This window comes from Vreelandella halophila, assembly GCF_019903425.1.
Lineage (GTDB): Bacteria > Pseudomonadota > Gammaproteobacteria > Pseudomonadales > Oleiphilaceae > Halospina > Halospina halophila.
In genome coordinates, this window is sequence record NZ_JACHUZ010000013.1 from 1,668,704 (window position 1) to 1,689,005 (window position 20,302).

A 20,302-nucleotide genomic window follows, 5' to 3' on the forward strand; every position below is an offset into this window, starting at 1 on the left:
TCGGCGTATGACATCAACTCCAAATACTTAGGGCATATATCCTCAAGGGATTCAACTTAGGAGGTTGTTGCTATTTGCAGGAGCGCAGGGTTCGCATTGCCAGCATCACCACCACCGGAGACTTCAGATGGATCGGCAATCAGGTCTAGTGTTTGAGCGACCATTTCACCGAAGGCGCCTTGTGCGCTGGCGCTGTTTACGACCGTTTCTTCCCCGGCAGCCAAGGTGCGATCCTTAAGAACATCGCTTTCTTCAGCGGTTTTAGCCTGGGGAATGACTGGTGTTCCATGAACACCTACCAGATAGCGGCTGATTGCCGGAGTCGATACACCAGACGCGACCGGAACGCTGTTGGCGCCCAAAGTCTTGGACAGCGCTTCGCTTCCTGTAAGAGGTGCCGCGAGAGAGTCGATCTGGAAACCGTTACCCAGCGTGATATTCAGGGGCTCCGTATTGAAGTTCTCGACGTTATCGCTGTAACGGTCGTCGGCCGCATTAGGTGTTGTCCGGTCGCCGTTGATCTGGCCAATCAGTAGGTTCAAGTTGGCAAGGTTTTCCGAGTAGTTGATCGGATCCACCGAATCCTGAGAATGCTGGTTCACTCTCAGGAAGGTTTCGAGGCTCGCATCGCCCTGGCTCAGATCCGCCGAGGCTTGAAGACCACCAAGGATTTGAGGGGCGGAAGAGGGCGAGTTTTCCAGAAGCCCAACAACCCATGCGACAGGTGTCATGACCAGCAGTGGTACTTCAATGTCAGCCTGCTTCTCCGGGAAGGGGAAATTGTAGTTCAGTACCTGACTGACATCCGAGTTGGCCTGCGGGATTGTGAAACCGGTCGCTTCCGCAATGGCCGCCGCAGAACCAGAATTGACTGACCAAGATTCGGTGCGAACCGGAGCTGGGTTGGAGGCTTACGGGATGCCCAGATAGTAGGGTAGTGTAATGCTACCTTGGAGGACATCTACATTCTCGCCTCCAAAGCTGGACAATGCGGGGGACAACTCGTCGCCATCGGTTGGGCTTCCGAGGCTGTAATCCCGAGCCTCGGGTGAAGCGAAGTTAACACCACCACCTGACAGAGAGCCTTTCAGTGCTGAGCGGATGCACTGGAACGAAGTGGGCGATGGATTAAATGGCGATAGATCTTCGCTCAGGTCGCTCGGGGTGAAGTTATCAACCGCTATGTTAAAAGGACCTGATCCTCGATCCACTTCGCCGGCTCAGCGATGTAGGTCAGCACATCTTCATCTTGACTTGTCGTAAAGCTATAAGAAACAGCGATATTTGCGTCAGAAATCGTATCCAGCCCCGCGCCCTCGCCGCTCTTGTTAGTTAATCGGAAGTAACTGGATGCTGTCTGCTCCCAGAAGCTGTTGATCAAGGTGCGAACTGACTGAAGCCTCGCGTTGGGCAATTCACCTTCATCATCTTGGCGGAGCTTGTTGTAGGTCGGTGAGCTCTTTATAGATTCCCCATCCGGTGTTTCACGCCATCCGTGATCCCAACGACGTAGCGCTTGAGGGGATCAAGGGGCTGATTGGGTCGAATTCGAATCGCAGAGGTGTCATTTAGCTCGACCACGTTATGATCAAACTGGCGGTTGGTTACCCTGTTGGCGAGATATGCGCCCGCATTAGCTGGTGTGGCAGTAGTGCCGATCAATTCTGCGACAGCTTCCTCTTCCTGCGCCGTCAGTGTTGCGCCTCCCGCCAAGTTTGCTGCTAACGCTACTGGTAGAGTCGGAGGCTCGCCAGCGTTCAGAGCCCGTACCGGCTCCCCACTGGGGTATTCAGTCCCGAGAAGGAAAACGTTCTGGTTCGGGTTCGGGACCGAACTGCTGCCCTGCATGATGAAAGCACAGTGAATCTACTGTTGACGCGTCGATCTCGCCATTGAACCGCACTACCGCCGGAGCCACGGTCGAGGCCCCACTGAGGTTATTCAAAGCTTCCAGCACCGGGTTGCCTTCGTCGGCAGGGCCGATATCCACCGCGAAAGAGCCGTCACCCGCTTCCGAATCAAAGATCAGGTCGTTGGGCAGGGGCAGCTCGCTGGTCAAGGGGTTGAAGATCGGGTAGGTACCCTGTTCCGCCTGCGTTGGCGTTGGCCTGTCGTTGCCCCCGCGTTCTTGCTCCCCCCATCGGAGAAGCACCCCGTGAGGCCCAAGGTAGAGGCGACGGCAAGGCTCAGTAATGTTTTTTTGTACATAGGATTGGACCTTCTTTCCTTTTATTGTCTTGTCGCAATTCGGTGCTGCGCCCGTTCAACCCGAACAGGTGCCGGTATGATGGCCGAGATTACGGTGCCTGACTGAAAAGGTAGACCGGTCCGGGGGTTGTCGAGGCTGACAATCCGTTAATTTGCCGGCTGGTTCACGCTTTGTTAGCGGTAGGCGGCACCTTTCAGATTGGGTTTACGAACCGGGTTCAGCGAGCAATGATGGGGTCGCATCCTAAATATCTGACACGAAGGGAGATGCAAGCATGAGCGCACTGACACAACAGACCTGTGAGGCCTGTAGCAAGGATTCGCCGCTGGCGACCGAGCAGGAAAAGAAAGAGCTGGGTGCCGAGGTGCCTGAATGGTCCTATGTCTTCCGCAATGGGGAAGAGCAGCTGGAGCGGACCTTCAAGCTGAAGAACTTCGCCGAGGCGCTGGCCTTTACCAACAAGGTCGGGGATATGGCCGAGGAAGTGGACCATCACCCGATGATCACCACCGAGTACGGCAAGGTGACGGTCACCTGGTGGACCCACAAGATCGGCGGGTTGCACCGCAACGACTTCATTATGGCCGCGCGTACGGACGAGCTTTTCGCCGGCTGAAGCGGCTGTTAGCCGATGCGCCACTCCGGTTTCAGTTGACGCCAGTGTGCATGGAGGGTCTGCTTGTGGGCTTCGGCCATGGGCAGTTCCCGCAGAAGCCTTGGCCACTGTTCGCGAGCAGCCTGAAGCGTTTCTCGTAGCGTCGGTTCGATGCTACCCCAGGGGATGTCGGCGTGGCGCGCCCAGGCACGAAAATCCTCCCAGCCGATGCCGTACCAATCCTTGCGCCGGTTCAGGTTAAGGGCCGCTTGGCGTTCGCCGTCCATATAGGCGCGGGTGGCGACGATGTCGTAGGCGGGCGCAAGTTCCGGTTGCCGACCGTCAGGGTATATAAGGGACCAGTTCTTCAGGTGTGCGTCGCCATTGGCGAGTAACAGGTTCACAAGAAGCCTGCGAGCTGTCTCCTGCACATTACGCAACGGGTCACCGGTGTATTCATAGATAAGCCGGGTAACCTGCTCATAGTTGGCGGCCCGGTACTTATCGTGAGGGTATTTGAACAGGATCTGGGCAAAATCCTCGATATGGATCCGTTCTCCGTCCTCGCGATCAAAACGTTTGATGGCAAAAGCGGGTTGATCGCAGGGCACATTCAGGGAGGGCAATCCGTCCAGGGTTCCGGTGGAGATGAGCCGCATCTCCGGGATAACAACACCGGCCGCTTCCGCGAGCTTCATGGCCGAGTATTCATTTTCCGGGACGGCGGCAAAACGCTGTGAGGGCGTTTTAACAATCCAGTCGCCGGGTTCGTCATCCAGCCCCAGCCTGAATCGGCCCTCAGCCATGCGCATGGAGAATTTCATCTGGACGCCTGGCAGCGAAAACCCATGGAAAGTAGCAGGGTCGTCAAACGCTGCCGGGGTGCTGGTTCGGTGCGAGAGGACCCAATCGGGAACCGCTTCTGCGGCCACTGGGGAGGCGATCAGCGCGCCGGGAAGATCCCGGCCGAGTGCGGCCATCAAAGGGAATTCGTGATCCGGGTGTACCTGGAGTCGTTGTGCCAGCCATTCTCGAAGCGCCCCTTCCGGAAGCATGTTGGAAAAAACCGGGTGCAGGCGCTGCTGGCGAATCCAGGCCGATGACAGAAGCTGTCTGGCTTTTGGGAAGTGTGAACTGGCGGCGAGCGTCAGTGTTGGTCGGTTGGGGTCGAGGACGTAGTCTTCCTCAAACGCTGCAATACTGGTGCCGTTTTCATAACCGGCAAGGTAGCCGATATGCCTGCCGTGGAGGTTCAGTGATAGAGTTCTAACGGACTCCGGTTTCATTTTCCCCCCTCATCATCGCCCAGCATTCCCTTCCAGGGATCTTCGTCCAAGGGAACGGAATGGTCGGATTGGGTGCGGGTCAGGTTCAGGGCTTCGGCCCGCTTTTCCAGGGGGACAAGCATGAGCTCCGCGTTAAGGCTGGCAGCCACCAGCTCCAGTGTCTCCAGCCTGGGGTTACCTCCTGCTTCCAGTCTTTGATACTGCTGCCGGGGCATGTTGACCCGCTCCGCGACCTCGCGCTGGGTCAGCCCAAGGGCCTTGCGCCGCTCCCGAAGTTGCTTCTGAAGCATTTTAAGCACCCTATAAGTTGCTTTAATCGCACTATAGCATCGTTTTTGATGCTTTGTCTTGTTGCGTGAGACGCGCTTCGTCTGCTCCAGATTCCCCGGCCTCATCCTTTCTGTGGTATAATTTCCGGCTTTGGCGTGCCCGGCTCGCACGCTTCAACCACCGCCAGAACACAGGAAGGATGACGCCCTGATGGGAGAGCTAGCCAGAGAAATCCTGCCGGTTAACATCGAAGAAGAACTCAAACAGTCCTACCTGGATTACGCCATGAGCGTGATCGTGGGGCGTGCGCTGCCGGATGTGCGGGATGGACTCAAGCCGGTGCATCGCCGGGTGCTCTTCGCCATGGACGAGCTCGGCAACGACTGGAACAAGGCCTACAAGAAGTCCGCCCGTGTCGTGGGTGACGTCATTGGTAAATATCACCCCCATGGTGACGCAGCCGTGTACGACACCATCGTGCGCATGGCTCAGCCTTTCTCCCTCCGTTACACATTGGTGGACGGCCAGGGCAACTTCGGTTCCATTGACGGCGACAACGCAGCGGCGATGCGTTACACCGAGGTGCGCATGCGCAAGCTCGCCCACGAGCTGCTGGCGGACCTCGACAAGGAAACCGTCGACTACGTGCCCAACTACGACGGCACCGAGCAGATTCCCGAGGTGCTGCCAACGCGGGTCCCGAACCTGCTGGTCAACGGCTCCTCCGGCATCGCGGTGGGCATGGCCACCAATATCCCGCCGCACAACCTGCGCGAAGTGGTTGAAGCCTGCCTGGCGCTGGTGGACGATGACTCGCTTACCGTGGATGACCTGATGGAATACGTCCCGGGGCCGGATTTCCCCACCGAGGGTCTGATCAGCGGCCGCGCGGGCATCGTGCAGGCGTACCGGACCGGCCGTGGCCGCATCTACGTGCGCGCCCGGCATGAGATCGAGCACGACAAGAAGACCGGTAAGGACGCCATCATCTTCAACGAGCTGCCGTACCAGGTGAACAAGGCGCGGCTGATCGAGAAGATCGCGGAACTGGTCAAGGAAAAGCGCCTCGAGGGCATCAGCGAACTGAGGGATGAGTCCAGCAAGGAAGGCATCCGAATTGTGATCGAGGTGCGCAAGGGCGAGAACCCCGAGGTGATCGTCAACAACCTGTTCAAGAACACCCAGCTCGAGAACGTCTTCGGCATCAACTGCGTGGCCCTGGTCGACGGTGAACCCCAGACCCTGAACCTCAAGCAGATGCTGGAGCGCTTCCTGCTGCACCGGCGTGAAGTGGTTACACGCCGCACCATCTATGAGCTGCGCAAGGCACGCGAGCGCGGCCATGTGCTGGAAGGGCTCTCCGTGGCGCTGGCGAACATCGACGAAGTGATCGAGCTGATCAAGGCCTCGCCGGGCGCCGCCGAGGCGAAGGAAAAGCTGCTGGCTCAGGGCTGGCAGCCGGGGCAGGTCAACGACATGCTCGAGCGTGCCGGCGCCGATGCCTGCCGCCCGGACGACCTGCCGGAGGGCTATGGCCTGCGCGATGGGAAGTACAATCTCTCTCCGGAACAGGCCCAGGCCATCCTGGACCTGCGCTTGCATCGCCTGACCGGTCTTGAGACCGAGAAGCTGTTCACCGAGTACAAGGAGATCCTCGCCAAGATCGAGGATCTGCTCGATATCCTGAGAAATCCGGACCGCCTCATGCAGGTGATCCGCGAAGAGCTGGAAAAAGTCCGTGACGAGTACGGCGACGAGCGCCGCACCGAGATCGTAAGCTCGCGCCAGGATCTGACCACGGCGGACCTGATCGATGAAGAGGACCTGGTGGTCACCATCTCCCACAACGGCTACGCCAAGACGCAGCCGCTGGAGGACTACAGGGCCCAGCGTCGGGGTGGCCGTGGCAAGTCCGCCACCAGCATGAAGGATGAGGACTTCATCGAGACCCTGCTGGTGGCCAACTCCCACGACACCATCCTGTGCTTCACGGACAAGGGCAAGGTCTACTGGCTGCGGGTGTTCGAGATACCCCAGGGCAGCCGCAACTCCCGTGGGCGGCCCATGGTCAACATCCTGCCGCTGGACGAGGACGAGCGGATCTCCACCTTCCTGCCAGTACGTGAGTACACCGAAGGGCATTACGTATTCCTGGCCACCGCCAACGGCACGGTCAAGAAGACGCCGTTGGAGAACTTCTCCCGGCCGCGCAGCTCCGGCCTGATCGCCACCAACTTGGATGAGGGCGATCACCTCATCGGCGCCGTCATCACCGACGGCAGCACCGAGATCATGATGCTGGCCACCTCCGGTAAGGCGGTGCGCTTCACCGAGGACCAGGTGCGCTCCATGGGCCGTAACGCCCGGGGCGTGCGCGGCATCCGGCTCAAGGCGGGCGAACAGGTGGTTTCGCTGATCCAGCCGGATCCCGAGGGCTACATCCTCACCGCCAGCGAGTACGGCTTCGGCAAGCGCACGAAAGTGAGCGAATTCCCGGCCTACAGCCGCGGCAGCCAGGGTGTGATCGCCATGCAGCGCTCCGAGCGCAACGGTGACCTGGTGTGCGCGCTGCAGGTGTTCGAGGGCAACGAGATCATGCTGATCACCAACCAGGGGACCCTGGTGCGTACCGGCATTGAGGATGTCTCGATCAGCGGCCGGAATACCCAGGGCGTGCGCCTGATCCGGATGACCGGTGACGACGAGTGCCTGGTGGGCATCCAGCGGATCGAGGACAGCAGTGACGATGACGACGAAGACGGGGAACAGGACTGACCCATGACACGAGCCTATAACTTCTGCGCCGGCCCGGCGGCATTGCCGCAGGAAGTGCTTGAGCAGGCGCGCGACGAGATGCTGGACTGGCAGGGCAAGGGCCTGTCGGTCATGGAAATGAGCCATCGGGGGGATGCCTTCATGGGCATTGCGCAGCAGGCGGAACAGGACCTGCGCGAGCTGATGGGCATTCCGGACGACTACGCCGTCCTCTTCCTGCAGGGCGGTGCCAGCAGCCAGTTCGCGGGCGTGCCCCTGAACCTGGCGGGCCCGAATGACCCGGTGGACTACGTCAACACCGGCGTCTGGTCTCGCAAGGCCATTGCCGAGGCCGGCCGGATGGCGGATGTGAAGGAAGTGGCCAGTTCCGAGGATGCCGGCTACACCCATGTGCCGGACCCGGCCGAATGGCGTACCCGCCCGGATGCCCGCTACCTGCACATCACGCCCAATGAGACCATCGGCGGGCTGGCGTACAGTCGCTTCCCGGAGGCCGGCAACGTGCCCGTGGTGGCGGACTGGTCCTCGGCCATCCTCTCAGAGCCGGTGGACGTGAGCCGCTTCGGCATGATCTACGCCGGTGCCCAGAAGAACATCGGCCCGGCGGGGCTGACCATCGTGATCGTGCGCCGTGACCTGATCGGCAATGCCCGCGAGGGCACGCCGGCCATGCTGGACTACGCCATCCATGACAAGGCGGACTCCATGTACAACACGCCGGCCACCTATTCGTGGTACCTGGCCGGGCTGGTCTTCCAGTGGCTCAAGCGCCAGGGCGGCCTCCAGGCCATGGCGGACATCAACCGCCGCAAGGCCAGCCGGCTCTACGGCTTCATCGACGAGAGCGACTTCTACGCCAACCCGGTGCAGCCGGAATACCGCTCGCTGATGAACGTGCCCTTTACGCTGGCGGACGACAGCCTCAACAGTGCCTTCCTCGAGGGCGCCGAGGCGCGCGGCCTGCTGAACCTCAAGGGGCACCGGTCCGTGGGCGGTATGCGCGCGAGCATCTACAACGCCATGCCGGAAGCCGGCATCGAGGCGCTGATTGACTACATGGCGGAATTCGAAAAAGAAAAAGGCTGACCATGAGCGACGAAGAGGCGCGCCTGGCCCGGTTGCGCGAGCGCATTGACCAGATCGATGACGACCTGCTGAAACTGATCAGCGAACGGGCCGAGTGCGCCCGGGATGTGGCTGAAGTGAAGCTGCAGGCCAACCCGGACGAGGACGTCGCCTTCTATCGCCCGGAGCGCGAGACGCAGATCCTCAGCCGGATCAAGGAGCGTAACCCTGGTCCGCTGGCGGACGAGGAGATGGCGCGCCTGTTCCGGGAGGTGATGTCCGCCTGCCTGGCGCTCGAGAAGCCCATGACCATCGCCTTCCTGGGGCCCGAGGGCACCTTTACCCAGGCAGCGGCGCTCAAGCACTTCGGGCATTCCGTGCTGAGTACGCCGCTGTCGGCCATTGATGACGTCTTCCGTGAGGTGGAGTCCGGCAACGCCCAGTACGGCGTGGTACCGGTGGAAAACTCCACCGAGGGCATGATCAATCACACGCTGGACATGTTCATGGGTTCGCCGCTGAAGATCTGTGGCGAGGTGCAGCTGCGCATCCATCATCATCTGCTCAAGCGGCCGGACCAGGACGAGGCCGGCATCACGCGCCTTTACTCGCACCAGCAGTCCTTCGCCCAGTGCCGGAAATGGCTGGACAGCCACTGGCCGGCCGTTGAACGCATTACCGTGTCCAGCAACGCGGAGGCGGCGCGCCTGGCGAGCCAGGAAGAGGGCGCCGCCGCGATCGCCGGGGACATGGCCGCCTCCCTCTATGGCCTGGAGCCGGCACACAGCAACATTGAGGACCGGCCGGACAACACCACCCGCTTCCTGATCATCGGCACCGAGGCGGTGCCGCCCAGCGGGCAGGACAAGACCTCCATCCTGGTGTCCACGCGTAACCGCCCGGGCGCGCTCTACGAGCTCCTGGAGCCGTTCAAGCGCGAGAACATCGACCTGACCCGGCTGGAAACCCGCCCGTCGCCCAGCGCCACCTGGGCCTATGTGTTCTACATCGACTTCGTCGGGCACCGGGACGCACCGGCCATCCGGGCGGTTCTGGATGAGATCGAAGCCCAGAGCCAGGAGCTGAAACACCTTGGGTCCTATCCCATGGGAGTGCTGTGATGAGCTGTGATTACGAAGCACTGGCGGCACGTGGCGTCCAGGGCCTGCAGCCGTACCAGCCCGGCAAGCCGGTGGATGAGCTGGCGCGGGAGCTGGGGCTGGATCCGGCGCGGATCGTGAAGCTGGCCAGCAACGAGAACCCGCTCGGGCCCAGTGACCGGGTAACGGCGGCCGTGGAAAAGGCACTTCCGGAGGTCACCCGCTACCCGGACGGCGCCGCCTACACCCTGCGCCAGACCCTGGCGGAGCGCCTGGGCGTGACGCCGGAAATGCTGACCTTCGGCAACGGCTCCAACGACGTCCTCGAGCTGGTGGCTCGCGCCTTTGCCGAGCCGGGGACCGAGGTTGTCTATTCCGAACACGCCTTTGCCGTCTACCCGATCGTGACCCAGGCCATCGGCGCGGATCATGTGAAGGTGCCCGCCGTGGACTGGGGGCATGACCTGGACGCCATGGCCGCCGCGATCACCGAGCGCACCCGGGTCGTGTTCGTGGCCAATCCCAATAATCCCACCGGCACCGTGGTTGAGAAGGATGCCGTCTACCGGTTCCTCCAACGGGTGCCGGAGAACGTGATCGTGGTGCTGGACGAGGCCTACTGCGAGTACCTGCAGGGGCCCCAGTATGCGGACGGCGTCCAGTGGTTGAGCGAGTTCCCCAACCTGGTGGTCTCGCGCACCTTCTCCAAGGCCTGGGGCCTGGCGGGGCTGCGCATGGGCTACGGCATCTCCAGCCCGGAAATTGCGGACGTGATCAACCGGGTGCGCCAGCCCTTCAACGGCAACGCGCTGGCACAGGCGGCGGCAACAGCGGTTCTGGATGACCAGGCCTACATTGACCGCGCGATCGAGGTGAACCGGGCCGGGCTGGAACAGCTGGCAAGCGGCTTTGATCGGCTTGGGCTGGGCTACATTCCCTCGGCGGCCAACTTCATTGCCCTGGATACCGGCCGGGATGCCAACGAGGTGAACGACGCCCTGTTGCGCGAGGGCGTTATCGTCCGCCCCGTGGGCGCCTACGGCATGCCCCGGCACCTGCGCGTGTCGGTGGGTCTTGAGCACGAGAACCGGCGCTGCCTCGAGGCGCTGGAGAAGGTGCTGGGCTGATGGCCGGCGGCGAGCCCCTCTTCCAGCGGATGGTCGTGATCGGCCTGGGGCTGATTGGCGGTTCCCTGGCGCGGGCTGCGAAGGCCCAGGGGCTGGTGGCCACGGTGGTCGGCTGCGATGAGCGCCCCGGCCCCCTCGAGGAAGGGCGGCGGCTGGGCCTGATTGATGAAAGCGAACCGGACGCGGCGCGGGCCGTGGCAGGGGCGGATCTTGTCGTTCTTGCCGTGCCCGTGCGCGCCAACCGTGTCGTCCTGGAGCAGATCCGCGATACCCTGCCGAAGGATGCGGTGCTCACGGATGTGGGCAGCGTCAAGGGCGGATTCGTGGCGGATGTGCGGGGTGTTTTCGGTGAGCTCCCCGCCAGGGTTGTTCCGGGGCATCCGATCGCGGGCTCCGAAAAGAGTGGGGTTGGCGCGGCCGACCCGGATCTTTTTCGAGATCACAAGGTGATCCTGACGCCGGAGCCCGAGACCGATTCCGCCGCTCTTGCGTCGATGTGCCGCCTCTGGGCCGCCTGTGGCGCGGAGGTTCTGACCATGTCCGTTGCCCGGCATGACGAGGTGCTGGCCGCCACCAGCCACCTGCCACACCTGATCGCCTTTTCCCTGGTGGACACGCTCGCCGGCGAGGACGACAACCAGGATATCTTCCGCTATGCCGCCGGCGGCTTCCGGGACTTCACGCGCATTGCCGCCAGTGACCCGGTGATGTGGCGTGACATCTTCCTCGCCAACCGCAGGGCGGTACTCGAGGCGCTGGGCCATTTCCGGGAGGATCTGGACCAGCTCGGCGAGGCCATCGAGGCCGGCGACGGCCAGCGCCTGCAGCAGGTGTTCACCCGCGCCAAGGCGGCGCGCGAGCATTTTTCCCGAATCCTTTCCGGTGAGGCCTATCTCAACACCATGACCGACCAGACCGTGACCTACACCGCCCGGCCGGGGGAGGCCATCCAGGGCGACATCCGGGTGCCCGGGGACAAGTCCATGTCCCACCGGGCCATCATGCTCGGAGCGCTTGCCGAGGGCATCACCGATGTCTCAGGCTTCCTTGAGGGCGAGGACAGCCTAGCGACCCTCCAGGCCTTCCGCGACATGGGCGTGACCATCGAGGGGCCGGATGCCGGCTTTGTGCGCATCCATGGCGTTGGCCTGAACGGCCTCCAGCCCCCGCACGGTTCGCTCTACGTGGGCAACTCCGGCACCGCCATGCGCCTTTTCGCAGGGCTGCTGGCAGGGCAGCGCTTTGATACGGAACTGACCGGTGATGCCAGCCTGACCCGTAGGCCCATGGCCCGGGTGGCGGACCCGCTGCGGCGGATGGGAGCGCATATTGATACCGCCGAGGGCGGCCGTCCGCCGCTGCACATTGCCGGCGGTCAGCCGCTCAAGGGCATTGACTATGAGCTGCCGGTGGCCAGCGCCCAGGTTAAATCCTGCCTGCTGCTGGCCGGGCTCTACGCAGAGGGCGAGACCGCGGTGACAGAGCCGGCGCCTACCCGGGATCATACCGAGCGCATGCTCAAGGGCTTTGGTTATCCCGTGGTGCAGGAGGGAGCTGTGGCAAGGCTCAGCGGCGGTGGTCGCCTGAACGCCTGCGCCATCGACGTGCCGGCGGACATTTCTTCGGCAACCTTCTTCATTGTGGCCGCCGCGATCACGCCCGGGTCGGATCTGTGGTTGCGCCACGTGGGCGTCAACCCAACCCGTATCGGGGTGATCAATATCCTGCGGGTCATGGGCGCGTCCATCGAGCTGCACAACGAGCATGAAGCCGGCGGTGAGCCGGTGGCGGATCTGCGCGTTCGGCATACGCCGCTCAAGGGCATCCGCATCCCCGAGGATCAGGTGCCGCTGGCCATCGACGAGTTCCCGGCCATTTTCATCGCGGCCGCCAACGCCGAGGGCAGCACCGAGCTGACCGGCGCCGCCGAGCTGCGGGTCAAGGAAAGCGACCGGATCCAGGTCATGGCCGACGGCCTGGATATCCTGGGTGTTACCAGCGAGGTCCGGGAGGACGGGATCCTGATCCAGGGCGGTGCCTACGGCAGCGGCCGGATCAACAGCCATGGTGATCACCGCATTGCCATGGCCTTCGCGGTGGCGGCGCTGCGCGCAACCGGGCCCGTGGTCATCGACGACTGCGCGAACGTCGCCACCTCCTTCCCGGGTTTTGTGGCACTGGCCAACCAGGTCGGGCTGACGATTGAATCTTCCGAGGAGACGTAATGACAGCATCCGAACAGGCACCGGTGATTGCCGTCGATGGCCCCGGCGGCGCGGGCAAAGGCACCATCACCCAGCTTCTGGCACGGCGCCTGGGGTGGCACCTGCTCGACAGCGGCGCGCTCTATCGCCTCACGGCCCTGGCGGGCATGAAACAGGCGGTGGACTTTGATGATGAAACGGCGCTGGCCGGCGTTGCCCAGGCGCTGGATGTGCGTTTTGAACCCAGGCCGGGGGATGATCCCGCGCGCGTATTTCTGGACGGTGAGGATGTCACCACCGCCATCCGCACCGAGGAGTGCGGAGACCGGGCCTCGCGTGTGGCGGCGCTCCCGTCGGTCCGCGAGGCACTCCTTCAGCGCCAGCGTGACTTCTGCCAGCCCCCGGGGCTGGTGGCCGACGGCCGCGATATGGGCACGGTGGTCTTTCCGGATGCCAGCCACAAGATCTTTCTCACCGCCTCGGCGGAGGAACGGGCGCGGCGCCGGCACGAGCAGTTGCTGGCTCAGGGGGAGGATGTTAGACTCCCCGACCTTGTAAAAGAGATTCAGGCGCGCGATGAACGGGATATGAACCGTTCCGCAGCGCCTCTCAAACCGGCGCATGACGCGCGGGTTGTGGATACAACCGGATTGTCCATTGACGAGGTGCTGGACCAGGTCCTGGCAGTAACGGGCCATACCTGACAGCGCCTTTTTGTTATTGGAAAAGTGCCGGCGGACCGCGTGAGGCCAGCATGGCGGTGCGTTGGTTTATGGTGAACAGACCCCGGAGGGCTGGCTCGCGGGGAGCTTGGTATTGATCACATAGGACACACAATGAGCGAAAGCTTTGCGGAACTTTTTGAAGAGAGCCTGAAAGACATTGATATGCAGCCGGGGTCCATTGTCAAGGCCACGGTTGTGGACGTTGACAGTGACTGGGTCACGGTCAACGCGGGACTCAAGTCCGAGGGCATCATCCCGGTTTCCCAGTTCTACAACGAGAACGGGGAGCTGGAAGTCGCGGCAGGCGACGAGGTTGACGTGGCGCTGGACGCCGTGGAAGACGGCTTCGGGGCAACCCGCCTGTCGCGCGAGAAAGCGAAGCGCGCTGAAGCCTGGAAGGAGCTGGAGAAGGCCTTCGAGGCGGAAGAAGCAGTCAAGGGTGTGATCAATGGCAAGGTCAAGGGCGGCTTCACCGTCGACCTCAAGGGTATCCGGGCTTTCCTGCCGGGCTCCCTGGTCGACGTCCGCCCGGTGCGCGACACCACGCACCTCGAGAACAAAGAGCTGGATTTCAAGGTCATCAAGCTCGACGCCAAGCGCAACAACGTGGTGGTTTCCCGCCGCGCCGTGCTGGAAGCCGAGAACAGTGCCGAGCGTGAGCAGCTGCTCGAGACGCTGACAGAAGGCATGGAAATCAAGGGCATCGTCAAGAACCTGACCGACTACGGTGCCTTCGTGGATCTGGGCGGTGTCGACGGCCTGCTGCACATCACGGACATGGCCTGGAAGCGCATCAAGCATCCGAGCGAGATCGTGAACGTTGGCGACGAGATCAACGTCAAGGTCCTCAAGTTCGACCGTGAACGCAACCGTGTATCCCTCGGCCTGAAGCAGCTGGGCGAGGATCCGTGGGTCAACATCAAGGGCCGCTATCCGGAGAACACCCGCGTGCCGGCCAAGGTCACCAACCTGACCGACTACGGCTGCTTCGCCGAGCTGGAAGAGGGTGTCGAGGGTCTGGTACACGTCTCCGAGATGGACTGGACCAACAAGAACATCCATCCCTCCAAGGTTGTGGATGTGGGCGACGAGATCGAGGTGATGATTCTCGATATCGACGAGGAACGCCGCCGCATCTCGCTCGGCATCAAGCAGTGCCAGCCGAACCCCTGGGAAGAGTTCTCCCAGAACTACAACAAGGGCGACCGGATTACCGGCAAGATCAAGTCCATCACGGACTTCGGCATCTTCATCGGCCTTGAGGGCGGCATCGACGGCCTGGTGCACCTGTCCGACATCAGCTGGAACGAAACCGGCGAGGAAGCGGTGCGCAAGTACAAGAAGGGCGATGAGGTTGAAACCGTCATCCTGTCCGTGGATCCGGAGCGTGAGCGCATCTCGCTTGGCATTAAGCAGCTCGAGAGCGATCCCTTCGCCGAGTTCACCCAGGTCAATGACCGTGGCAGCATCGTTACAGGCACCGTGAGCAGCGTTGACGCCAAGGGTGCGACCGTCACCCTGAACGAAGAGGTGGAAGCCACGCTCAAGGCCTCCGAGATCAGCCGTGACAAGGTTGAGGACGCACGCAACGTGCTCCAGGAAGGCGATGAGGTGGAAGCCAAGATCATCAGCGTTGACCGCAAGAACCGCGTAATCAACCTGTCGATCAAGTCCAAGGACGTAGAGGACGACAAGGAAGCCATGCGGGATGTGCGCGAAAAGGCTGATAACAGCAGCAGCGCCACCACCATCGGTGACCTGATCAAGGAGCAGATGCAGCAGAACGACAACGGCTGATGCCGGTTCCGCTGTAAAGTGTTAAAAAAACGGGCTGTAACAGCCCGTTTTTTTTGTCTTTTTCATCAGGTTCGCTAAACTGAAGGCGTTGCTGAACCTGTGAGGAAGGACAGGACCATGACAAAATCCGAACTGGTAGAAGTGATCGCCTCGAAACAGTCCCAGCTTTCCGGTAAGGATGTGGAGCTGGCGGTCAAGACGATCATTGATCATATGTCCCAGTCCCTTGCCGAAGGGGAGCGGATCGAGATCCGCGGTTTCGGGAGCTTTTCCCTGCACTACCGGGCGCCACGGGTGGGCCGCAATCCCAAGACCGGTGAATCCGTGAACCTGCCCGAAAAGTATGTCCCCCACTTCAAGCCGGGCAAGGATCTGCGCGAGAAGGTCAATGACAGCATGAAGGCCGGCTACTGATCCGGCAGGGAGGGCCGGATGGCCAGGATACGTCGTATTGTTCTTGTTCTGCTGGCGCTGGTGCTGGGACTGGCGGCGATGCTGTTCAGCTTCAGCAACCGCCAGGAGGTGGTGCTGGATCTGCTGCTGGTGCAGACTCCGCCGATCAGCGTAGCGCTGGTCCTGGTGCTTACGCTGATCGTGGGCGCCCTGCTGGGGGCGGCCGCCATGCTGGTACCGCTGATGCGGGCAAGGGCCGGGCGCCGGCGGGCGGAACGGAAGCTTCGCAGGTCTGAACAGCAATCTCGTGGACTGCAACGGGATCCAATCAAGAGTATTGAATGAACACCATCCTGCAGTGGCTGTTGCTGGCGGTGGCAGTCGGCATCGGCTGGGCGCTCGGGCGTTGGCGGCTGCGCCGGCAGGCCTCACCCGCTCCCATTGATGATGAGGACCGGCTTCGGGAACGTCTCCAGTTCCTGTTTACCAATTATTCCGACGAGGCGATTGAATCCTTCCTGGACTCGCTGGAGGTCAACCGGGAGACGGTGAATCTCCACCTGTCCATAGGTGCCCACTTCCGTGACCGGGGTGAGGTCGAACGGGCAACCCTGATCCACCAGAACCTGCTGGCGCGACCGGAACTGCCGGGGCGCTATTCCTCCCAGGTGACCTACGAACTGGCATTGGACTACCTGGCGGCCGGACTTCTGGACCGGGCCGAGGCGCTGCTGCATGAGCTGTTGGGTACCCGCTCCTACGGCGCCCGGGCGGCGGAGCAGCTGGTACTGATCTATCAGCGCGAGCGGGACTGGGAGAAGGCCGTGGAAGTGGCCCGCACCCTGGTGGGTATCAGCGATACCCGGGAAATCCGCAAGCAGCTTGCCCATCTTCTGTGCGAGCAGGCTTCGGATCAGGGGGCAGTGAGCCGGGTTCCGGACCCACGGGAGCTTCTGGAGCAGGCTCTAGCTCACGACTCGGGGTGTGTCCGTGCCAGCCTGCTGTTGGCGGATCTGGCGCGTGAGCGCGGCAATTGGCGCGAGGCGCAGCAGCTGCTTTTCAAGGTGTTCGACCAGAATCCGGCCTTTGGTCCGGAGGCGGTGCGGCGCCTGGTCAGCCTGGCCCGGGAGTTCGGAGTGGAGCGTAAGCTTCGCCGGCGCCTGCACCGGATCTACCGGGACCACCCTTCGACCACCCTTCTGCTCTGCCTCGCGGAGGAGGAGGAACGTTTCAACTCGCGGGATCACGCGCTCTACCTGCTTCACGGTGAACTGCAGCAGCGCCCGAGCCTCAGGGCCCTTATGCATCTTCTGGAAATGGAGGAAGGGCAGGAACCGCGAAAAGGGACCACCCCGAATCTGGTACGACAGGTCGGGCAGCGGTTGCTGGAGAACCGGCCGGCCTACCAGTGCATCCGCTGTGGTTTTGGTGGCCAGCAGCTGCACTGGCTGTGTCCGAGCTGCAAGAACTGGGAAACCGTCGAGCCCTATCAGGGTGTCGAGGGCGAGTAGTCACGGGAGTCATTGATGGCATCAATCATTGTTGCGCTGGATTTTGCGGATCGTCTGGAGGCATTACAGCTGGTGGATCAGCTGGATCCGGCCCGCTGCCGGCTCAAGGTGGGCAAGGAGATGTTCACCCGTTTCGGTCCGGGGTTTGTGCAGGCCCTGCAGGGGCGTGGGTTTGAGGTCTTTCTGGATCTGAAATTCCATGATATTCCGAATACGGCGGCGGCTGCTGTGGCTTCGGCGGCGGAGCTGGGGGTGTGGATGGTGAATGTGCATGCCTCCGGCGGGCGCCGGATGATGGAAGCCTGTGTACGCGAGCTGGAAAATGTCGGCGACGACCGGCCGCTTCTGATCGGGGTAACGGTGCTGACGAGCTTGACGGATGCCGAGATCCGGGAGATTGGCTGGGAGAGCGGTGCCGGGGCGACGGTTAACCGCCTGGCTACCATGGCGGGCGAATCCGGTCTGGACGGGGTGGTTTGCTCGGCGGCCGAGGTGTCCTCGTTGCGTGAGTCCATGGGACCCGATTTTCGGCTCGTGACGCCTGGGATCCGGCCGGCTTTCGCGGTCCAGGGGGATCAGCAGCGGGTGATGACGCCGGCAAAGGCGGTTGCGGCGGGTAGTGATGATCTGGTGATCGGCCGGCCGATCACGCGGGCGGAGGATCCGATGGCGGCGCTTGCGGCCATTGAGCAGGAGCTGGCGGGCGTCTAACCGCCAGCTTTTTTGGCTTTCCAGCCTTTCTTTTCGAGTTCAGCGAGCAGGGTGTCCCGGTGGTCGCCCTGGATTTCGATCACGCCTTCCCGGATGGTGCCGCCGGTGCCGCATTTGGCCTTGAGGGTTTTGGCGAGGGCCTTGAGGTCTTTTTCGGGGAGGTCGAGGCCTGTGATCAGGGTGACGCCCTTGCCTTTGCGGCCTTTGGTTTCGCGCTGGATGCGGACGGTGCCGTCGCTGGTGGTTGAGCGGGTTTCGTTGCTGCACTGGCACTGGTCGAGGGGGTGGCGGCATTCGGGGCAGGTTTTGCCGCCTGCTTCGGTGGAGTAGACGAGGCCGCCTTCTTTGTTCCTGCCCATTGGTGTTGTCTCCAGACTGGTGCGTTTCTGCGGGTGACAGGCTGTGGTAGTCCTAATCGGGAATCGCCACGAGTACGTCCCTGTAGGCTGCTCTTCCGCCATCCATGGCTCCAGAGCTTCCCGCTTAGGATTACCACACCCTGCCACTTAAACTGTGTTGCTATTCGCTCAGAGTACCAAGCTTGAGCGCAATTGCTTTTGTCGCTTCCCTGAAAATCGTCTCATCGAAGCATTCCTCCGGCGTGAATCCCTCGCTTCGCCATTCGAGTGATCCGGAAACAAAAGTCCCGCCACTGGCTTCAATACCGCAGTCCAGCATCAGGTTATCGCACAGGCCGAATCCTTCAACCAGCATGCCGTTGCCGTCGGTTTCTGAGCCCCCTGAAACCCGTTGGTTATAGGGGGTGGTGCAGGTGGTGTAGGCGCTCACGGGTTTTCCCAGGGCGGTCATGAAGCCGAGTTCGAAGATGGTGCCGGCGTCGGCGCTGGGGCCGCGGAAGGGGGTGAGGTTGGCTATGAGGCCGTCGGCCTGGTTCATGAGGGCGCGGTTGGCCTCGTAGATGAGCTGGGCCGGGTTGCTGGCGTTGTCGAGGTCCAGTTTGTTGTCGCAGGGGGAGAGGGCCTCGAGGCCGTGTTCGGCGAGGATGGCCTTCTTGCTGGCTTCAATGCGATTGCGGATGGTCTCGGGGAAGAAGACGTCCGGTCCCGCGAGGTAGATGCTTGCCATTTTTCAGACCCCTGAAACAGAAAAAGCCGCTCCGTGGAGCGGCTTTTTGCGATGTTTGGCTCCCCGAGCTGGGCTCGAACCAGCGACAACCTGATTAACAGTCAGGTGCTCTACCAACTGAGCTATCGGGGATAAGCGCTGCGTATATTAGGGGCGCTTGGCCCCTTCGTCAAGTCTTCAGAACTTTCCCGAGGCGCTCGATGGCGTTTTTCAGGTTGTCCATGCTGGTGGCGTAGCTCAGGCGCATGTGGCCCGGCGTGCCGAAGGCGGAGCCGGGGACCAGGGCGACGCCGGCTTCCTTCAGCAGGTGTTCGGCCAGTTCCTGGTCGTTGCTCACGCCCGGGGTTGCCTCGATGGCGCCCTGGAAGCCTGGGAAGGCGTAGAAGGTGCCGTCGCTCTCGATGCAGTCCACGCCTGGCAGCTCGTTCAGGGCCTTGACCACGTAGTCGTGGCGCTCTTTGAAAGCCTTGAGCATTTCACCGACGCAGTCCTGCGGGCCGTTCAGGGCGGCGGTGGCGCCGGCCTGGGAGATGGAGGCCGGGTTGGAGGTGCTCTGGGACTGGATCTTTTTCATGGCCCCGATCACGTCCGCCGGGCCGGCGGCGTAGCCGATGCGCCAGCCGGTCATGGAGTAGGCCTTGGAGACGCCGTTGAGCACGAAGGTACGGTCCTTCAGTGAGGGCGTGGCGTTGACGATGTTGACGAAGTCGCCGTTCCAGAGGATGTGCTCGTACATGTCGTCGGTGGCGATCATGACGTCCGGGCGCTCTTCCAGCACCTTGCCGATGGCGGCCAGTTCCTCACGGCTGTAGGCCTTGCCGCTGGGGTTGGAGGGGCTGTTGATCACGACCAGTTTCGTGCGCTCGGTCAGGGCGCTGCGGATCTGCTCGGCGGTGACCTTGAAGCCCGTTTCGGCGCTGCTCTCGAGGATGACGGGCGTGCCCTCGGCGATCTTCACCATGTCCGGGTAGGAGACCCAGTAGGGTGCCGGGATGATAACCTCATCGCCCGGGTTGAGCAGGGCCAGGGCCAGGTTGAAGAAGCTCTGCTTGCCGCCGCAGGAGACCAGGATCTGGTTGCGTTCGTACGTCAGGTTATTGTCCCGGCGGAACTTCTCGATGATGGCGTCCTTGAGCTCGGGCGTGCCGTCGACCGGGGTGTACTTGGTCTTGCCGGCATTGAGTGCGTCGACCGCTGCCTGTTTGATGTGGTCGGGGGTGTCAAAGTCGGGCTCGCCGGCACCCAGGCCGATGATGTCCTGGCCGGCAGCGCGCAGCTCGGCTGCCTTGCTGGTAATGGCGAGTGTGGGCGAGGGCTTGATCTGCTGGACGCGGTTGGACAGTTGCGCGCTCAAACTCGGGCTCCTGTTGAAAAGTCGGTGTGCCGGAACAACGTTGGGAACATGATAGCATGAGCATTCCCGCCATGTGCGATCCCCGGGATCCGAA

Annotated in this window: 19 protein-coding genes and 1 tRNA gene; 12 read left to right on the forward strand and 8 right to left on the reverse strand. The window is 62.2% G+C overall.

The features are described from left to right. Positions 1 to 56: 56 nt before the first annotated feature. Entirely contained in the window at positions 57 to 731 is a 675-nt protein-coding gene (locus tag H4I92_RS12010) for a hypothetical protein (RefSeq protein ID WP_077530819.1), read from the reverse strand. Between the two features lie 1,058 nt (positions 732 to 1,789). Beyond that, on the reverse strand, positions 1,790 to 2,059 hold the full coding sequence (locus H4I92_RS12015; RefSeq protein ID WP_143512673.1) for a hypothetical protein: 270 nt from the start codon (positions 2,057 to 2,059) through the stop codon (positions 1,790 to 1,792). Between the two features lie 424 nt (positions 2,060 to 2,483). On the opposite strand from H4I92_RS12015, the gene H4I92_RS12020 reads away from it, so the two are divergent. Then, the gene (locus H4I92_RS12020; protein WP_077530822.1) at positions 2,484 to 2,825 is read left to right on the forward strand and encodes a 4a-hydroxytetrahydrobiopterin dehydratase; all 342 of its coding nucleotides are present in this window, start codon (positions 2,484 to 2,486) and stop codon (positions 2,823 to 2,825) included. Positions 2,826 to 2,833: 8 nt separating this feature from the next. Here H4I92_RS12020 and H4I92_RS12025 read toward each other — a convergent pair whose 3' ends face one another. Both H4I92_RS12025 and H4I92_RS12030 read right to left on the reverse strand, forming a co-directional pair. After that, positions 2,834 to 4,090: a type II toxin-antitoxin system HipA family toxin gene (locus H4I92_RS12025; protein ID WP_077530823.1), complete on the reverse strand. Its 1,257-nt coding sequence runs from the start codon at positions 4,088 to 4,090 to the stop codon at positions 2,834 to 2,836. Beyond that, positions 4,087 to 4,380 (reverse strand): helix-turn-helix transcriptional regulator, encoded by a 294-nt coding sequence (locus H4I92_RS12030; protein ID WP_077530824.1) that lies wholly within the window; start codon positions 4,378 to 4,380, stop codon positions 4,087 to 4,089. The genes H4I92_RS12025 and H4I92_RS12030 overlap by 4 nt, the downstream gene beginning before the upstream one ends. Before the next feature lie 190 nt (positions 4,381 to 4,570). Between H4I92_RS12030 and gyrA the strand changes: the two genes are divergently transcribed. The 11 genes from gyrA to pyrF all read left to right on the forward strand — a co-directional run bounded on the left by gyrA (position 4,571) and on the right by pyrF (position 17,768). Then, positions 4,571 to 7,135: a DNA gyrase subunit A gene (gene gyrA, locus H4I92_RS12035; RefSeq protein WP_077530825.1), complete on the forward strand. Its 2,565-nt coding sequence runs from the start codon at positions 4,571 to 4,573 to the stop codon at positions 7,133 to 7,135. Between the two features lie 3 nt (positions 7,136 to 7,138). Next, the gene (serC, locus tag H4I92_RS12040; RefSeq protein WP_077530826.1) at positions 7,139 to 8,221 is read left to right on the forward strand and encodes a 3-phosphoserine/phosphohydroxythreonine transaminase; all 1,083 of its coding nucleotides are present in this window, start codon (positions 7,139 to 7,141) and stop codon (positions 8,219 to 8,221) included. A 2-nt stretch (positions 8,222 to 8,223) separates the two neighbouring features. Further along, on the forward strand, positions 8,224 to 9,321 hold the full coding sequence (gene pheA / locus H4I92_RS12045; protein WP_077530827.1) for a prephenate dehydratase: 1,098 nt from the start codon (positions 8,224 to 8,226) through the stop codon (positions 9,319 to 9,321). Beyond that, positions 9,321 to 10,427 carry a histidinol-phosphate transaminase gene (gene hisC / locus H4I92_RS12050; RefSeq protein ID WP_077530828.1) on the forward strand — a complete coding sequence of 369 codons (1,107 nt, stop codon included), beginning with the start codon at positions 9,321 to 9,323 and terminating at the stop codon, positions 10,425 to 10,427. The genes pheA and hisC overlap by 1 nt, the downstream gene beginning before the upstream one ends. Further along, entirely contained in the window at positions 10,427 to 12,652 is a 2,226-nt protein-coding gene (locus H4I92_RS12055) for a bifunctional prephenate dehydrogenase/3-phosphoshikimate 1-carboxyvinyltransferase (RefSeq protein WP_077530829.1), read from the forward strand. The genes hisC and H4I92_RS12055 overlap by 1 nt, the downstream gene beginning before the upstream one ends. After that, a complete protein-coding gene (gene cmk, locus H4I92_RS12060) occupies positions 12,652 to 13,335 on the forward strand; it encodes a (d)CMP kinase (protein ID WP_077530830.1) in 684 nt (227 codons plus the stop codon). Before H4I92_RS12055 ends, cmk begins: the two co-directional genes overlap by 1 nt. A 132-nt stretch (positions 13,336 to 13,467) precedes the next feature. Continuing rightward, positions 13,468 to 15,153 carry a 30S ribosomal protein S1 gene (rpsA, locus tag H4I92_RS12065; RefSeq protein ID WP_077530831.1) on the forward strand — a complete coding sequence of 562 codons (1,686 nt, stop codon included), beginning with the start codon at positions 13,468 to 13,470 and terminating at the stop codon, positions 15,151 to 15,153. Between the two features lie 99 nt (positions 15,154 to 15,252). Beyond that, positions 15,253 to 15,567, forward strand: a complete 315-nt coding sequence (locus H4I92_RS12070; RefSeq protein WP_479694241.1) for an integration host factor subunit beta — start codon at positions 15,253 to 15,255, stop codon at positions 15,565 to 15,567. An 18-nt stretch (positions 15,568 to 15,585) separates the two neighbouring features. Beyond that, positions 15,586 to 15,891 carry a lipopolysaccharide assembly protein LapA domain-containing protein gene (locus H4I92_RS12075; protein ID WP_077530833.1) on the forward strand — a complete coding sequence of 102 codons (306 nt, stop codon included), beginning with the start codon at positions 15,586 to 15,588 and terminating at the stop codon, positions 15,889 to 15,891. Further along, the gene (lapB, locus tag H4I92_RS12080; protein ID WP_077530834.1) at positions 15,888 to 17,057 is read left to right on the forward strand and encodes a lipopolysaccharide assembly protein LapB; all 1,170 of its coding nucleotides are present in this window, start codon (positions 15,888 to 15,890) and stop codon (positions 17,055 to 17,057) included. Before H4I92_RS12075 ends, lapB begins: the two co-directional genes overlap by 4 nt. Positions 17,058 to 17,072: 15 nt before the next feature. Further along, a complete protein-coding gene (pyrF, locus tag H4I92_RS12085) occupies positions 17,073 to 17,768 on the forward strand; it encodes an orotidine-5'-phosphate decarboxylase (protein ID WP_077530835.1) in 696 nt (231 codons plus the stop codon). Here pyrF and H4I92_RS12090 read toward each other — a convergent pair. The 4 genes from H4I92_RS12090 to H4I92_RS12105 form a co-directional block, all read right to left on the reverse strand. Next, a complete protein-coding gene (locus H4I92_RS12090; protein ID WP_077530836.1) occupies positions 17,765 to 18,127 on the reverse strand; it encodes a translation initiation factor Sui1 in 363 nt (120 codons plus the stop codon). The genes pyrF and H4I92_RS12090 overlap by 4 nt on opposite strands. A 160-nt stretch (positions 18,128 to 18,287) precedes the next feature. After that, positions 18,288 to 18,854, reverse strand: a complete 567-nt coding sequence (locus tag H4I92_RS12095) for a nucleoside 2-deoxyribosyltransferase (RefSeq protein WP_077530837.1) — start codon at positions 18,852 to 18,854, stop codon at positions 18,288 to 18,290. A gap of 56 nt (positions 18,855 to 18,910) precedes the next feature. After that, positions 18,911 to 18,986 (reverse strand) — tRNA-Asn (locus H4I92_RS12100). 37 nt (positions 18,987 to 19,023) lie between these two features. Beyond that, entirely contained in the window at positions 19,024 to 20,208 is a 1,185-nt protein-coding gene (locus tag H4I92_RS12105; protein WP_143512675.1) for a pyridoxal phosphate-dependent aminotransferase, read from the reverse strand. Between the last annotated feature and the right edge of the window lie 94 nt (positions 20,209 to 20,302).